The following is a 16,482-nucleotide window of genomic DNA, read 5'->3' as shown; positions in this document are numbered from 1 at the left end:
ATATTTCTTTAATCTTTTGTCGCTTCATCGAATATACCCTTAAGTTTTCTATTCCTCGCCTTAATAGAAAACTTGCCATGTTCAATTTCCCATTTAGCCTTCTCTCCCATTTGTTTCCTTAGTTTAGGATTCTCTATCAAGATTCTTGCTTTTTCAATAAGTTCCTGTGTTATTTCACGTTCAAAAACTTGAATTGTTCTGACGCATTTACTTCGATTGAGAATGGTGTCCGTTGAAAGAATTCTTTTTACCGGAACACAACCGTAAATTTCGTATCCTCTCTGAATAAGCTCGACAGCGCAGGAAAGGGGGGGTATTTTAGAGACGGCAAATCCAGTTTCTCCATCGTCTACTCTTCCGGTACTTCCTATTTCTGTGGTTATCACAGGCAACCCGTAGCTCATTGCGTCTAAAACTACAAAGTTATGTGCCTCATGCGTTGGAAAAAGGAAGATGTCTGCATTGACAAATTCTTGTTCTAATAACTTTCTTGGCAACATCTCTTCAATTAATCTGATACGGGGATTTTTTGCCACTTTATATTTAGTCTTTATGTACTCTGGAATCTTGGCTCTTATAGTCAACTTTAAATTATCGTACTCTTTGCTTAGTCGGAAAAATGCCTCCAAGACTTCCTTTCCGCCCTTATGCTCAAAAGTATGAGGTATGTTGATGGAGCCAAGAAAAAGGAGGTTTATATCGTCTTTATCATAAGTTTTGATGAAGTTCTTTTTATGAACTGATGGCAAAACGATCTCCATTTTATTCTTAAAGTCATCAAGATTAAAGTTTAACGCAAAAGATTTTTTGGCAAACTCGCTTAGCAAGAGTATCCTTTTACAATATTTTGAGGCAAGGTTTCTTTCCACCAATTTTTTAAATCTCTCGAAATGCCTAAGACCGCGTCCTATTAGAGGATGTGCGAATTCTGCTTGAACTATCCATGGTTTCCTTCTAAATATCACATGGTTGTATGAGTATATCAGATTCGCATCTTTAGGAAACCTCCTCAAATTGCTTTCTAACCAAGCTTTTGTAAGGTTAGCAGGTAAGAGCCTTTCTAAAGACCAACGATATCTAGATAATTCGCTCTTTCTTGCTAATGCATCATTCTTGAGATTTTCGTCCATAATGAATTGATATCCTTCAGGAGGATAATTGATTAAATCTAGAAAGCTTGAATGCATGAGCCCTAATGTTTTAAAATAAACCTTCTTCATCATGATCACTTCATGTCTTTAGGACTTTGGCAAAAAATAATCCTGCTCTTAAGAATAATGCTTGAATTTAAATCTTAAAAATTATTTGTTAGGCGATAAGACTGCAAATTCCAAAAGTCGCGGAAGAGTAAATGTTATTGTACCTATTTGAGTTAAGAAATTCGTTATAATTCTCAGAATATGAGGAATTTCCGAAGCTATACTCCTCGTAGTAGTATGTTTCAATTCTAAAAATATAATAGTTAGGATTTTGTGGAGGCTGCCTAGAAACGGAAGATGTTGGATAGTTAAAATATATCTTGTCCCAAAGAGCCATATTTGTGAAAGAGAATAGTTGTTCCCCGAAATCACAGACTATTCCAGTCTCAGCATGGTTTATGTGTCCGCCTGCAAATCTTAGACCATTATAAGATGTTTTTCTGATCAAGAAATATTGCTCCTGTCCGTAAAATGAGAGGAACGTCGGAACTATTAATAAAATCACAAGTAGGCAAAAAATTAAAAATCGTTTTTTGGAGTTGAAAATCATTAGAAAACCAAGGGCCAAAGGTATTCCGAAAAAGGCGTACCTTAGGGCAACCTCACCAAATGGATGCCCAGACATCGCAACAAAAAGCGCTGTGCCCAGTGTAAGGCAGACGAATATAATAACCGATCCGAACAAAATTCGGTGGTTTTGCCTTATTTTCTCGCGATTTCTAAACAGAATTATTGCAGTTCCAAGTAGTATAATTGCTGAGAGGAATATACCGATCCCATAATAAAGCCTTCTTGCGAGTGATATTTCATAAAGATAAGCCAAGGGTGGACTGAACTTGGCTGGTATTTCTGATGTGCCACTGAAAATAGTGGTAAAGAATTCTCGAATATTTACTACGATTTGAAAAGCGACGTTGTCGAGGGATCGAAAGATTACCCAAAGAAAGAAAACAACTCCGAAAACAACTGTTTTTAAACCATAATTGTTTTTTGGTAATGAAAATCTAAATGGACCCTTTATTAAAAGTGTAAAAGCTACAAGGATTAATAGCGAAAATAGAGCTACTGTAGGATTGGAAATGGTTATGGAAAATGTTAGAATAAGAAAACATAGAGATTGTATACGGGAATTAGAATAAAAGAAAAAATACAGCATCAAAGAAAAATAAATCAGTGCTGTTGCAGCAGGCGAGAAATCCATCTGTCCTGTTGGAGGAAAAAAAGAAGAGAGAAGAAAAGCTGCGCCTACATACCTGGAGTCTTTATAGGTTTTTCTGAGAAGTACCAATATTCCGAAGTATTGCACAAAGATAGCTAGCACAGGGAAAAGGTACTTAAGAAAAAAAATATCACTGAGCCCTGTGATTTGAAGCAATGAAGAAGCCAAAATTGTGGAGCCGGGAAAGTCAAAATAGAATCGTTGTGTTGGAGGCAAATTTCCTAAGCTGTTAACTACGACTACGCGTGAAAAATGAGAAAATAGATCAATCCCCCTCAATGGCTCAACCATGTACGGTGTCAGACGCACATACATTAAGAAAACCGCTACCAGTAGAATGGAAAAGCGACATCTTCCAGTATAGATGAATATGAGAGCTAAGATTGGAGCAATGATCATAGCCACCGTAAACTGTATGGGCAAAACACTCAGGAGCCCAAGCTTATCGGAAATGGTTAAATCATTGACCGAAACTGTCGCCACGATTATCAGCCAATTGGCTAACAAAATCATAGCTACCGAAATAAGTGCAACAGAAAATAAACTATATTTTAGCTTCAAAGTGTTCCTTCTCAGTTTTCGCTTTAAGTTGACGCGTTACTAAGGCGTGAATGTTGTATTATACTCTCACACAGGGAGGTTTTGAACCAACAAATCATCTGATTGACCATGAAGAAATTATTGCTTCTGCGCTCTAGCCCACCAGAAAGGATAATGTTCTAAGAACCTCTTTACGATTTCTTGATGTAATTCAGCCTGTGATTTAATAGAATCCAGAACAGGTATCCCCAAATAGCATGATAAACGAAGGTAGAGATTCCTGCGCTGTCTCAAATAACCAATGCTAGGAATATCACATTTTCTGTTCCAAGCTTCTTCTGCGCTGATGTCAAGTAGGATCATTATTGATTGCCGAGAGATTAACGACAAAAGGGCTCTACCAGGAAAACTGGTAAGTATTTCATGATTTTTGGTTTCATACATCAAATCCACAAGCCCATCCAACGCAAACCTGTCACATAGAACTATGTAACCTAATTTGAGCGGGATTGTGATCTTTAGAAACGAATATACGAACATGTCCAAAGTGATAAGTGCTGACCAGATTTTAGCAATGGCTTTATTTCTGTAGAGCTGATGCTCTGGAAATTTTCTATTGCTTTTTGGCACAGTCTTCCATTTAGTAAAGCCCATTAACCGACAAAAGGCTAAAAACGGATAACTCAAGAAAGCTGCCCATCGTAACCAAACATACTTGAACTTTATCCTTTCGCGTTTCAGATTTTCTGCGATAAGGTTTATTTGTGTTGTTTTTCCGGAGCCATCTATACCGCAAAAATAAATTACTAAAGGAAAAGAGGAAAATTTTGCCTTTTTCGATGATTTGGTTGTTCTTTTCCTTACTTCATCTAACGTGACTATACGTTCGCTGTTGTATAATAAGAGTTTGCATGCAATGATTAGCAACCCAAGCGAACAAGGAACGACTACAATGATTAGAACTAAAATAATTGGAATATTGATGGAGGAGAGCCAAAAAATGCTCATGATGTGGTAGATACAAATAGCCAGAACGGCAATAGAAACAACAAAAAAAGCTAATCCCAATAATTTTCCTTTGTCGAGTTTCATAAAATACAACCTATGTCTTACCCAATGTTAGCTTTGAGAATAAGGAAAGATAATGAGATGTGAAATCACATAATAAATCGGAAATCGGTATGTGTTGACCTATTGTTTTACAGTGGTATAGGGATGAGTAAACGCAACCAATTTTCGTGGGAACGTACACTGGAAATTCTAGGATACCGCGTGATGTCTCTAACCATGAATCTATTTTTCTGCAAATTCTGGATTTTTGGTAGGGCTTGAATATATGTTCTGGAACTGAGGAACAGTGACGAAATTCTCTGGAATAGATATCTATCAATCGGAGGTAAAGATAAATCGAATCAGCCGTGCCGTAGACTCTAGTTAAATTAAACAGATATTGCCAATCAAAATTACCATTTATTGTATTGAGACCATGCAAAATTTCTGCAAATGTAAACCTAAGATGATTGTACGAATGCGTGCCGATCAAATATAAAGAATCCTCGGGGGATGGAATTTTTGCTTCTCTGCCGCCAATATAGGTAATTTGTGCCCTGGAAAAAATGACCTCGTTATCACCTATTTTTTTCCGAATCCAAGCGGGCGAAGGATAAAAGTCCACAGCAATTTTTGGGTCAATATCATCCATCCTTAGCGCCATTAGCTTTAATGGATGCGCAAGCAGCCTGAATCCGAAAATTTTGAAACCCTGATCGACCAGTTGCCCTAATGCCTTTAACTCTTCTTCGGGGTTTAATATCAGAATATCTAGGTCAGACATTTGCGCATATGGATAATCGAGAATTTTTATGAATATATACTGAATACCGCTGTTGTTAAGTAGGTTGCATACAAAAGTTAGCTTTTGGAACCATTTTTCTCGGTATAGCCTATCTCTATGTGCTTCTATGGCAAGGTTATTTTTGTCGCTTTCGTTAAAAATATTGAGTAAGGGCAATAATTTTTCAAGCGAAATTCTACTCTCTCTAAATTTTCTGAATAGCAGCTCTAGAGGCACTTGATTGGGAGTGGACATTGCACTTTTGACTTTGCACAGTTCATCGGAGCAACTGGCAAGTATTCGATCACTCTCGGGCATCTTGAAGTATTGAGTATCATTCATAGATTCAGGCAATCTAACTCCCACGTTGTTGCTTGGTTGTTGGCGAAAATGACGTCATACCCTTTACAATTTGGAAAATTCCAGCACTAATAAAACCCGAAACGAAAGCCAAAAGCGATACCCCATTTTTCCCCGAAAGAAACTCACCTATCTCAGGGTGTACCTCTTGGTAACGCAATATCGCAAGCTTCGCCAGTCTGGACCCGTTGCTGTGTCTCTAACGATATCAACTATCCGACCCCCGTTTTTTACAACAAATTTTATGACTTCGTCTCGTTTCATTTCGTACATTTCTATGATGGGATGCCCGGAAAATTTCGCCTTCAGTCTACCGAGTATCTGTCTTACAGACGAGCTAAGAGAAGGCTCATCTGGGACTTGAAATATAAGCAGACCCTGCGGGGCAAGTATTCTCAGAAACTCCTTTAGGTATTTCCAAGAGTACTCGGGTGGTATATGCTGAAGAGTGATGATGGAATATATGAAATCGAAATAATCATCGTTAAATAGCTTAAGGTTATCTGCCTCATTCAAATAGTAGTGACATTTTTCGCCGTAGCGGTTGTATTTTTTGGCCAAATCAATCATGGATGGAGCGATATCGACTCCGCAGACCATATCGAAGTGGTTCGCAAGTGCTTGACTTATCCTTCCAACACCGCAACCAAAATCAAGGGCTCGGCTATGTGAAGTGTTAACCCCGAGAGATTTGATATATTTTATAATGGCGCCAATTTCTTCTATACCCGTCTCGAAAAACTCGTTTACTGACCATTTCCCTCCCTTCTTTTCTGGGCTATTACTTATCGCCCAAAGAGGATCAATCTTACCTAATTCATCCCAGTTTTTTTCTAGCTTTTCCATTTTAGTCATTTTTTGTCACTTTTCACCATAGAGCGGTACCTGATTAAATGCTTTGTAAAGCATTCAATTTAATGCGTGTGTGCAATCAATATAACTGCTGTAAATTGTTGAGCATTTTGAGATGAATGAGGATTATATAATAATGTTTCCATGATACTCCGCTTCCATAACAGATAATGATGGATCCATAGTGGTTTCGGGTTTAGGAGCTATAAAAAGGTGAGCTTCACTCAACACCTTGCATTTCTCGTTATCCAACAATAACTTTTTTCTTACATTAAAGATTATGTTACCAAAGTTATACGTTCCTTGCTTGATTGAAGAGTTCGTGTACACATCAAGGGCGCAGTCTTTTATGCCAAATTCTCGGAGCTTCAGTACAGCATCATTTATTGAAAAACGTTTTTCATTAAGTGATCCTATGTATACTGCTCGGATTTTCTGAGGTAGGCTCTTTTTCAGCTTTTTTAATTTATTAGCGTTTTCAATTTTATTGCAATATTTGCATTCGTAAGTCGGCGGAATTAGGTATATTTTTCGAAATAATCCTCGTTTCTTAAGACCATCAAGTATTCTAGTGGATGTTACGATGTAATTGCTAATAAGCGGTTGCCAAATTAGGTTTCCCATTAATCCTTTTAAATTAAAAGTTAGAGAAGATGCTTTGTTCCAAAGAAAGTATACAGGCATCACCAGTTTGAAGTCAGACTTAAATTTCGCCCTGAGCAGCATTTTCGGGCTAACGCAATGCAGCAGCACTACATCATAGTCTGCTACAATTTCTTCGTAACTCTTCAGACTACTCATTTTTCCTTGCGGGCTAACTTGAATTGTATTTTCCGGTAGACAGCAAATATCCGCATTAATTTCGTTTGCCCTAAGCTGCGCAAATAATTTGAAGAGGTAGCGGTCTTCGCCATGAAGGTGTGGCTCGATAGTTATGTCCTTATAAGATAAAAAGAGAATTTTACTATGTTTTAAATCGTTCATCCAGTCAGCTAATCCTAGGTATTTATGCGACGCGCTAGTGGTATACATGAGAACACCCTTTACATTTTATGTTTAAGACCGGAAAATCTGTAAATAGACTTTCATTATCGAGTTGTCTCCTCGTTTTTAGCGTGTAGCTCTTCGTACAATTGCTCCAACCTCGGTAAAATAGAGTTTAGAGAAAATTGTTTTTGGAACAGTTCCCACCCTTTTTTGCCCATTGCCATGCTTATTTGAGGATTCTCAATAAGAAAAGACATAGCCTCTGCCAATGCTTTAGTATTCAGTGGAGGGATTAAGAACCCAGTCACACCATTAATTATGATATATCTTAGTCCGCCTATATCCGAACCGATAATAGCTTTCTTGCAGCTCATTGCTTCAAACGCCACAGTTGGACAGGCGGAAGGAATTATGCTTGGAATGATCAAGAAATTGCAGTTGTTACATGCGGTCATTACTAATTCGTGTGTGGCATTGGCAATTATGGTCACATCGTCTGTGCTCGTGTAAGAGTATTTTGGATGTTCTGTTCCAATAATAACCAATTTCGTTTTCGTTTTTAAGGCTTTATACGCATCTATCAAAATTTTTAGCCCTCTGTCAGGTCTCAGAGACCCGACAAAAAGCATGAATTCGTCAGGCAACATTCTTCTTTTACTTGAATCAATTTTTTCTTCCTTATAGAAATTTGGAATTACCGTTATTTTGTCCTCGTTTAATCCCAAGTTAATCAGGTGAACGTCTCTTACATATTGACTTACAGCTATAAACTTGTCAACATGCTTTAAAATGCGTCGATTCAATTGAACGCCTAAATATCCTAGAAGAGACTTGACTAAACCGTAGGATTCTCGTCCGCAAGTTATACAATAATTTGAAAGAGGCGTACTACATATTTCACTATTGACTCTGGTTATGATTTTTTTAGGGCATATCAAGCCATAATCGTGCAAAGTAACAATTAACGGGATTTTGTATCTTTTCTTTAAGGGTAATACCGAATGCAAAATCCAACCATGTGCATGAATGATGTCAGGCTTTATCTCTTCAATCAGTCTTTTCAATTTTCGTGTAATCAACCAATCTTGAATTGGCGGATGATATCGCTTTGAGCGGTCAGCAAACAGAAAAGGTAGACTTTGAAAAAAACCATCAATTCTAATTATTTTTACTCCATTCTGTTCTTCAAAAGTAGGGAGCCATTTAGTCTTTATTGTGCACACTGTTACCGAATAACCCGCAATGATTAATTCTTCGGCTAGTGCTTTTACGTGCCTCTCTAGCCCGCCGATTATTGGATGGTAGAAGTCGGATAACATTAAGATTTTCAATGATTATTACTCACAATATTTTGATAGATGAAAATGTTGATGCAATTCGATGAAACATTAACAGTCTGGATAAACTCAGTGTCACGATGCGACTTATTTGTAAATAAGATCTGTGTACAGTTCGATCAATTTATTAGTAACTTCCGTCCAATCCCACAGTCGAACATGAGTGACCCTCCTAAAAATGGTCTCGGCTATTAACTTCGCTAGTTTGTCAATCTTTATTGGGTATTCCACTCCAAAACAGTTTTCATAATCAATCCATTCCTTCAGCGCCGATATGTTAGCAACAACGCATGGACATTTTGAGGCTAAGGCTTCTGCTACACTAATCCCGAAGGCTTCATGCTTTGATAACAAGGCAAAAACGTTTGCGCCAGCATACTTTTGTAGAAGCTGCTTTCGCGACAAAGCCTTATAGAACTTTACCCTATTTTCCACGCCTGTGTCTTTTGCCAAATTAACCAAGCTCTTTTCATAAGAACCTTGCCCAACAATCTCTAAAATGTAATCATTGCTTAGCATCTTCAAAACTTTGATTAAGTAATGCACTCCCTTATATTTCTCCAGCCTACCAACATACAAGATAATTTTGGAATGCCCTTCTTTTCTCTGCTCGAACTTTTCGAATTCTTTGAAATTGATGCCGTTCGGGATAACACTAATGTTGGTATCGTGAATTCTGAAATTTTTCATCACCAAGCGCTTCTCATAGTCTGAGACACAAACTATCTTGTCTGATTTTCTAAAAATCGCCCTTCCACATAATTTGTAAAATACATGAAGCACATCCCTAAAGCGAGTATGCCCTTCTCCGTGATAGTGTGGAGTAAAAGCAAGCTTGTTCCCATTCTTTTTGGCTTGCGCCGCATAAAGCGCAGGGAAAGCATGATAATTGTGAGCATGTATGATATCATAGTATTGCGAATTAGCCAGTAAGCTTCGTTTTAGCTCCCGGGAGAAATAATATGCGTCATTCGGTGACCAAGCTTTAAATCGCCTAACCTGAACACCATTAATGATTTCTTCGCGAGGCAAGATTTCGGATGCCGTTGTAAAAACCGAAACATCATGCTTCTCAGCTAATCGTTCAGCAATATTTTTGACATGATCTTCAACCCCCCCTATATTAGGATAGTATCGGGGGCACACGTGAAGAATTCTCGTTTTATCACTTCCTTTTTAATATAAGAAATGAACAAAATAATCTAACAACTTCTAACACATTTTACAGGCAGTCTTTGCCTCATGCTTTTCGACATAGCTTCATCAATATGCCTAAAGAAAAACCGATTATTACCATGCATACTGACACAAATAATAGCATCAAGTGACAGGCGTTTCTCAATTTATAAATTCGATTCAGCCTAGATGGAATAGACACTTTAAACAAGTAGTCTAAATAATGGCGCTCCGTGGACAAGACTCCAGAAGAACCAAGATTATGTTCAGCAATAATAGCCTTTGACAACCCTTCATAAAATGATCTTTTTAGTATATATGAAAACTTGCGCCTCACTTTCGGAACTCTATGGTATACAACAGCTGATGGATCAAATAAGATTTTTGAGCCAAGTATAATCTCTAAGATTCTAACTGAAAACTCTGTTTCTTCGCTTCCCAAAAGTTGTTTACCGAACCTACCGACAGCAACATCGAAATACCCAACTCTTCTCACAATATCTCTTCGAAAAGACATATTACAGCCAATTGGGTTTCTAACATATTCTTTACTGTTGGGCAACCCCTTATAAGAGCAACCCACTATCCACAAGAGTTCTTCAGGAAACCAGACAGGAGTGTTGCCCTCCCAAATGGGCCTTATTAATCCTCCTACACCCATAACGGTCGAGGCAGTATAATTTTTGACGAGATTTTCCAACCAGCAATGCCCAGCAATTGCATCATCATCGATGAATGCAACAATATCTTGCCCAGCACTCTTGATACCCGTATTGCGGGCGTTAGAAAGACCACGCTCTCCGCTGACGATAATTCTTACATCACTATCAATACGAGACTTGTAAAAATCTAATAATGCTTCATCGGGATCCAAAACCAAAAAAATTTCCTTTGGGGGTAAGCTCTGCCTCTTCAAAGATTTGATGCAATCTGTAACATGTTGGAATCTTTCGATACTATATGTCGAAATGATTACGGTGGCGCCCTTCGTATTCTGCACCAAATGATCACTCTTAGCCCCTATTCAGAGAGCACTCCTCTTGGCAAAGTTTTGTCCAACTTCATATGCTGACTCAAAACTGAATCAAGATAAACATCAGTAGACAAGCTTCCATGTTTATCCAAATGCCATATCCAATAATCACTAGTCTCCTTTAATCCTATGTTAACAGAATAATCCAATATGCTCGGTATCAAATCCAGAATAGTTGAAACATTTTCAAGAAGTTTCAGTTCACGGCTAAAAACCGAAAGCTTTGAATTTCTCAAAAAATTAGTTTGATTCATTAAAGCTTCCTTTAGCCTCTCTTTCAATTCTTCATTATGCGGGTTTTCCCTCAACTCTTCTGCTAATTTCTCCTTTACTCTCCCGAACTTCCTAATACGTTTACGTATTGCTGTTATGCGCAGCCCCAGTATTTTCTTGGCTTCAGAGAGATTTTGAGCACCCAAAGACTTGCAGATACGCATCAACTCCAATTTGGCCTCCAACTGTCCAACCCCCAGATATTTATCGCGAGGTCGCCAAACAGCAACAGGCGGGAAAGGAATCTCTAATCCTCCTGACACATGCCTAGCTTTAATCAGATATCTGATGCCTCCAACTCCTCCAACATAGCAGGATGGCATCAAGCCATTAAAAAAGACCAAAAGCATTGGAATAGCTCGTGCCGATATCCGCGAGGCAACGCCAGAAGCATTTAGATCGCTTTCAGCTCCAAGCGTCAACTCATAGTATTTTCCACAACCGACACAGTTTCCCTCTCCAAACAAAGAACCGTTTTTTTCTCTATAAAAAAGTTTAGCCTTACTTCCACAATCACAGTGATACCAGAAAGGGAGCATCAAAGGCTCTTGATCCGACATGCCACTACTCTCACTTCCACATTGCTGAATTTGCTGTGCTTCATTCAGCAATCGTGAATAATCCATGAAACGAGACAGCAAGAAACTAAACTCATCAGCGAAGATCTGTTGGCAGTCCGAAAAGCGGGAAAAAACTGTGTCATATCCCCACACATCATTCACAATCTTTGACATCAGAAACGCATTAAAATCAGAGTACCTATTCGAACGCTCATGACAGGCCTCTACAACGTTCCAAACGAAATTGAAGTTTTTATGTAAGTCAGATAAAGAAGTAACGATGGATGACGTTGAAAATCCTTCTTTGACACACAATCTACGCACAGAACTAACAGTCTCATAAAGCCACACCTCAACCGCAGTTCGCCACTTCTCTAGCAAATCACGAGAAGGCTTAGCCACTTTATTCAGCAACAACTTTTCAGGAAGCTTGACCTCTATTGACAAGACACCAATGTTTCTCTGCACTGCAGGAAGATGACATGACCTAACCCAGCGATCATCTGTAAAATCTTGATCAGCAATTCCAAAAAAATTAACAACTGGAATTTCTAGAAGCTCTTCCAGTTTTTTTGCCAAAACAAAATTTAATGTTGCCTTTCGAAGGACACCACTGTAAGCAAAAAAGTTTGGTTGATGTGCTGTCATCAAAACTATAGAATTACCATTTTTAAGGTCTGCTAGTTTTTTTTGAACTGAAGCTGTTAATGTTCCAGCGTCTTTGTGAAAGGCTTCAGCAAAGACAGAGAGTTTGGCGCGTTTTTCGCGGATGCGCTCAATGTTGGCTTCTGTTTTGTTTTTTTCATAAAAGGAAATGCAAGAACTCATGAGGTTGCTGAAAGTATCAGTAATAATAGGTGAATTTGTCATACTGCTTCTTCTCAAACTTCGAAAAGGAACTTGCCAACTTCGAAAGCTTCTGCGACTCCCAATCCAGCTTGATAACCTCGAAATTGAGCTAGCCCTTCAATAGCTTTTGCAGCTAATGCGTAACCTCCGCGTTTACCATTCAGTTGAGAACCAAAAACACGAAGTATTTTTTTCTTCAAGTCAAAAGTGCTCCTTATATCCACGAATACTTGCGGGATAAAATCTCTTTGAGTGCTTGCCCCTTCATACTGCAGAACCAGTTTACACCTTCTTCCAGCAGATAAAGTCGCGTGCCCGGCGTTTCTATGGTCCTGATGTGTGTCCTTGCAAGAGGGCGCATATATAATGTCAGGCTTGGTTTTATGTATAACTTTTTCAATTACATCTATCGTTTCTCTTCCATCGTGCACTTTGGTATCTTCTAGTTTGCCAAAGAATAGCTTATCTGCATTCAACATTTTTGCTGACTTGCAGCATTCAGCCTCTCTAAGTTTGATGTTTCCAGAAGCTTCACCTTTAGTTAAAACAAGAAGATACACTTTGTCTCCTTTCGTTTTGTGCCGTGCAAGCGTTCCAGAACAGCCCAGCTCAATATCGTCAGGATGCGCACCAACGGCTAAAACTACTCGCAAACCCGTTTTCCCTCCTCATTTTATTCGCAAACAATATTGAAACGATATCTATTGATAACTTTAACTGGAAATGCCTTCCAGAAAAATTCTCCAAAAAATCGAAAAACCATGCCTAAGTTTCAGCTTCTTCTCGCCCACTCTTAACCTATAAGAAATCGGTATTTCAACTATCATGAAGCCTTGTCTCTCAACATAATGGTTCAACTCAACTTCTATGTCGAACCCAGTAGATTTTGGGTTCCACTTCTTTAAGATTTCCCAACGCACAACTCTCAAGCCGGTCAATGGATCCTGCAACTCTAACCCATTCAGCAAATTATGTATGAAAGCTATCGCCCTATTGCCAAAATAAAAACTGTCAGCCATAGTCTCCAAATGAAAACGCGAATTAAACCGGTTGCCACAAACCATGCCAACCTCTGGATTTTCCTCCAATATTTTTATCATAGAGGGGATGAACACAGCTGGATATGTAAAATCAGCATCGATTAGTACAATGTATTTAACATCCTCGTTAATGTGTCTAATCGCTTGGCTTATTGCGTCGCCTTTACCTCTACCAACCTGATGAATCACGTCAGCGCCTAGACTCTTTGAAACATGCACGGTCTTGTCATGGCTATTACCATCAACAACAAGAATACGACACACACCTAAGAACTGCTTAAGCTCCACTATGGTGGGACCTATGCCCTCTTCCTCGTTGAGTGCAGCCATCAACACTAAAGTCGAAGGAAACGAGTACAACACCTTCGCCCCACCAATAACCCCAGTCAACTTTCAATAATTCCTGTGCAAACTGAATATTTAAGTCATGATAGAATATAATTCTATATCCAATTACCCCTGCAAGGGCTTACTCATATTAAGCCAGAGACCAACCCATCGATTATGAAACTGAAAACCAGAAAACGTCGAATTGTAAACCCAAAGCTCAAAAAACAACTGATAATAAAAGCCCTTGCCAGTCTCATTCCACACAACAACTTTATCCACACCCACCGCGTAGTTTTCAATCAAAATGTCAGAAACGCGACAAGTAAATCCATCAAACAAAACATCACTAAACGAAAAATTCAACTCCCTTTCCCAAGTCTCGTTGTCCCCCAAAAACAAGTCATACTGAAAAACAGGTTCCAAAGGACTCGGCGACCCAACAGTGCTATTCGGCAAAGGCTCAAACTCACTCCGAAACTTCACTAGAACCCTATAATAACTTGACCCACCCAAATGATTGCTAACCCCCAAAAAAATCTTATAAGCAACACCCTCTGAAACAACAAACGGATAATCCTCAGCCAAACCACCGCGCCCCAAAAGCCACAACTCTGAAAACCGTTCCCCAACAGGAAAAGAAACAATCTCAACCAACGCAGGCGACAAAATAAGTAAACCTAAAACAAAACATGAAGCCACATAAACCAGCTTCACATCACCAAAATTCACTCAGCACCCTCCAACATAGGCTTCAACCCCAAAACAGCCCCAACGTAACGCTTAACCAGAAAACGCCAACCCAACAACCCAAAAACAAAAAGCAAAACCAAACCAGCACACGATACACACACAGCAAAAAACAAACTACTGCCACGAGAAGCTTCCGCATCAACCTTTAAACGCGCAGCTTCTCCAACTACCCCGTCTAATGCACGACTACACTTGATAACCAAAACATTTGCATTCTCATAATCACCCATCCTTAAAGCGACATAAGCCTTCGAAAGAAAATCACCCGCTCCACCAAGCTTAACCATCAAACCAGCGACATCCGCCCCTGCCGCCTCTGCCTCAGTCACCGCAGCAAACGCAGAACCCAAATCACGCCCAGCCTGCTCAATGGCAACTCCCACTTCGGCACCACCAACGGCAAGACAACAATGCACAAACAAGAAACTGAGCAACATAAACGAAGACAACCAAACACCAACACTCGTGAAACTACAAGTCTTTCCTGTCATGCAATTCCCTACAACAACATAAATTACCCAAAATCAACTAGTTGAAGATAGCTTCTCCAACATACTCTTCTTTGACTGTACCATGCTCAATCTTTTCTCCAAATTCCTAGTCCTTCTAGAATACTCTCGATACGCATCCAAAAACGCATGCCCCTTCTCAGTAAGAATAAAACATCCTCGAGCACATTCAAAATCAATTAATGACGCCCCCCTCATCTCAACGAGATACTTCTGCAAAACAGCGTAACTCAAATTAGCCTTATACATAATCTGAGTCTTCTTAGCGCTTGCGCTAACAACAACCAAAATGTCAGCAATAATATCCAACCTACGCCGATAATTTCCCAACTCGAACCCCAAAAAACACAAAAAAGAAAAAAACGCTATCTATTTGTGGAGCCAACCTCTGCCGCCTTTCTTAGGCTGCTGCTTCTCCCTCTTCTCCTCGCAATAGAGCAAAACGCGCACGCTCTTTCTTGGGCGCTGGTTGGTGATGTGTGTTTTGACGAATTTGTTCCAGCCGCCTACTTGAGGTGGCGGAGGAATGAACCTGTCGGCGTTAGCTACTTGATGCTGCTCCAGAATTTCTCTAAAGCTGAGCGCCTTATAGTCGCGAGTTGCATGGATTATTGTGCCTTGTTCAACAAAGAGCTTTTCGTATTCTGCGGCGGCTATGCCTTCAGCTCGCACCTTGTCGTCAACGCGCTCTTGCCACAACCTCTTCCAGTAGAACTTTAATTCCTCAACCAGCTCTTTTCCAGATAGACTTGACGTTAACAAATCCCTCCCTAACAGGAGCGGAAGAGAACAGTAGCTTTCCAGTAGTAATTTTGATTCTGCCCTCCACTCTCCCTAAAGCTCTACGAAACGCGCTATTTAAACCGCACAGTATGAAACATCTGTATTATTTATCTAGAAGATAGATATATTTTTCCATATCACCCATGTGAGTCGTCTAGAAATCCAGAAGATTCCAATAGATAACAAGGAAGTTCTTCCTCGTGTTTTCACGTCAGCAGCTTGCAAGCGCACTTTTGCAATGTTTAAATTCTACTTAGCGCATAACCAGTTAGAGGATTGATTATGGCGAATTCGGTTTCCGTTGGAGATGTATTTTCGAAAAAATTTTCCACCGTCTACGAGAATGATGCACTATCCAAGTGTTTAGAGCTGTTCAAGAAGGAGATGCCGCCCGTGTTGGCGGTGGTCAGCGACAAAGGCAAATACGTAGGCGTCATCGCGAGAAGGTCTATAGTAAGGTCGGGACTTGACCCCGCAGCGGTAAAAGTAAAATCTCTGATGCGCCCTGCGCCCAAGGTTGACCCTGCTACGTCGCTGAGCAAGGCAGCTAGATTGATGATTCAAAGCGGCGTCAGGCAACTTCCAGTTTTTCAAAAAAACAAACTCGCAGGATTCATCACGGATGAAGACATTATTCACGGAGCCGTAACCCACGGATTGGGCAACACGAAAATAAAAGAAATAATGACTAAGGCGCCGTATACCATTGAAGCAAACCGCACCGTGGGCGCCGCGCTGAGCTTATTCAGGGAGCAAGGCATCTCGCACGTGCCGGTGATAGATGATGGAAAACTTGTAGGCATGATAAGCATACAAGACATAATCACGCACATTTTCCAGCCGCAGCACCG

Annotated in this window: 17 protein-coding genes; 1 reads left to right on the top strand and 16 read right to left on the bottom strand. The window is 39.7% G+C overall.

What is annotated here, in order from left to right; all coding sequences use genetic code 11:
- Positions 1-8: 8 nt before the first annotated feature.
- From NWE95_07105 to NWE95_07030, 16 genes are all read right to left on the bottom strand, one after another.
- Entirely contained in the window at positions 9-1,223 is a 1,215-nt protein-coding gene (locus tag NWE95_07105; GenBank protein MCW4003662.1) for a glycosyltransferase family 4 protein, read from the bottom strand.
- A gap of 85 nt (positions 1,224-1,308) precedes the next feature.
- Positions 1,309-2,901, bottom strand: coding sequence for a hypothetical protein (locus NWE95_07100; protein MCW4003661.1), 1,593 nt, complete (start codon positions 2,899-2,901; stop codon positions 1,309-1,311).
- A gap of 195 nt (positions 2,902-3,096) precedes the next feature.
- Complete coding sequence (locus NWE95_07095) at positions 3,097-4,050, bottom strand: hypothetical protein (protein MCW4003660.1); 954 nt, start codon at positions 4,048-4,050, stop codon at positions 3,097-3,099.
- A gap of 10 nt (positions 4,051-4,060) precedes the next feature.
- Positions 4,061-5,146 (bottom strand): nucleotidyltransferase family protein, encoded by a 1,086-nt coding sequence (locus NWE95_07090; GenBank protein ID MCW4003659.1) that lies wholly within the window; start codon positions 5,144-5,146, stop codon positions 4,061-4,063.
- Between the two features lie 135 nt (positions 5,147-5,281).
- Positions 5,282-6,007, bottom strand: coding sequence for a class I SAM-dependent methyltransferase (locus NWE95_07085; protein ID MCW4003658.1), 726 nt, complete (start codon positions 6,005-6,007; stop codon positions 5,282-5,284).
- A gap of 123 nt (positions 6,008-6,130) precedes the next feature.
- Entirely contained in the window at positions 6,131-6,988 is an 858-nt protein-coding gene (locus NWE95_07080) for a hypothetical protein (protein MCW4003657.1), read from the bottom strand.
- Between the two features lie 104 nt (positions 6,989-7,092).
- Positions 7,093-8,322 (bottom strand): glycosyltransferase family 4 protein, encoded by a 1,230-nt coding sequence (locus NWE95_07075; protein ID MCW4003656.1) that lies wholly within the window; start codon positions 8,320-8,322, stop codon positions 7,093-7,095.
- A 93-nt stretch (positions 8,323-8,415) separates the two neighbouring features.
- Positions 8,416-9,483: a glycosyltransferase family 4 protein gene (locus NWE95_07070; GenBank protein MCW4003655.1), complete on the bottom strand. Its 1,068-nt coding sequence runs from the start codon at positions 9,481-9,483 to the stop codon at positions 8,416-8,418.
- An 85-nt stretch (positions 9,484-9,568) separates the two neighbouring features.
- Positions 9,569-10,504 carry a glycosyltransferase gene (locus tag NWE95_07065; GenBank protein MCW4003654.1) on the bottom strand — a complete coding sequence of 312 codons (936 nt, stop codon included), beginning with the start codon at positions 10,502-10,504 and terminating at the stop codon, positions 9,569-9,571.
- A 20-nt stretch (positions 10,505-10,524) separates the two neighbouring features.
- Positions 10,525-12,240: a hypothetical protein gene (locus NWE95_07060; GenBank protein ID MCW4003653.1), complete on the bottom strand. Its 1,716-nt coding sequence runs from the start codon at positions 12,238-12,240 to the stop codon at positions 10,525-10,527.
- A gap of 11 nt (positions 12,241-12,251) precedes the next feature.
- Positions 12,252-12,872, bottom strand: coding sequence for a PIG-L family deacetylase (locus tag NWE95_07055; GenBank protein MCW4003652.1), 621 nt, complete (start codon positions 12,870-12,872; stop codon positions 12,252-12,254).
- Between the two features lie 60 nt (positions 12,873-12,932).
- On the bottom strand, positions 12,933-13,622 hold the full coding sequence (locus NWE95_07050; GenBank protein MCW4003651.1) for a glycosyltransferase family 2 protein: 690 nt from the start codon (positions 13,620-13,622) through the stop codon (positions 12,933-12,935).
- A gap of 90 nt (positions 13,623-13,712) precedes the next feature.
- Positions 13,713-14,318, bottom strand: a complete 606-nt coding sequence (locus NWE95_07045) for a DUF1616 domain-containing protein (GenBank protein MCW4003650.1) — start codon at positions 14,316-14,318, stop codon at positions 13,713-13,715.
- Entirely contained in the window at positions 14,315-14,722 is a 408-nt protein-coding gene (locus tag NWE95_07040) for a hypothetical protein (protein MCW4003649.1), read from the bottom strand. Before NWE95_07040 ends, NWE95_07045 begins: the two co-directional genes overlap by 4 nt.
- 141 nt (positions 14,723-14,863) lie before the next feature.
- A complete protein-coding gene (locus tag NWE95_07035) occupies positions 14,864-15,157 on the bottom strand; it encodes a winged helix-turn-helix domain-containing protein (GenBank protein ID MCW4003648.1) in 294 nt (97 codons plus the stop codon).
- A gap of 60 nt (positions 15,158-15,217) precedes the next feature.
- Entirely contained in the window at positions 15,218-15,610 is a 393-nt protein-coding gene (locus NWE95_07030) for a hypothetical protein (GenBank protein MCW4003647.1), read from the bottom strand.
- Positions 15,611-15,913: 303 nt separating this feature from the next.
- Between NWE95_07030 and NWE95_07025 the strand changes: the two genes are divergently transcribed.
- Positions 15,914-16,482 (top strand): CBS domain-containing protein (locus NWE95_07025; GenBank protein MCW4003646.1); only part of this gene is annotated, 569 nt, incomplete at its 3' end.

The organism is Candidatus Bathyarchaeota archaeon, from assembly GCA_026014725.1.
Taxonomy (GTDB): domain Archaea; phylum Thermoproteota; class Bathyarchaeia; order Bathyarchaeales; family Bathycorpusculaceae; genus Bathycorpusculum.
The sequence above is the reverse complement of the archived record's forward strand: the minus strand, read 5'-3'. Positions and strand labels throughout refer to the sequence as shown.

Coding starts and splice junctions, on each gene's coding strand:
- NWE95_07105 (MCW4003662.1), bottom strand. CDS start 1,223: ATGATGAAGAAGGTTTATTTTAAAACATTAGGGCTCATGCATTCAAGC.
- NWE95_07095 (MCW4003660.1), bottom strand. CDS start 4,050: ATGAAACTCGACAAAGGAAAATTATTGGGATTAGCTTTTTTTGTTGTT.
- NWE95_07085 (MCW4003658.1), bottom strand. CDS start 6,007: ATGACTAAAATGGAAAAGCTAGAAAAAAACTGGGATGAATTAGGTAAG.
- NWE95_07080 (MCW4003657.1), bottom strand. CDS start 6,988: ATGAACGATTTAAAACATAGTAAAATTCTCTTTTTATCTTATAAGGAC.
- NWE95_07060 (MCW4003653.1), bottom strand. CDS start 12,240: ATGACAAATTCACCTATTATTACTGATACTTTCAGCAACCTCATGAGT.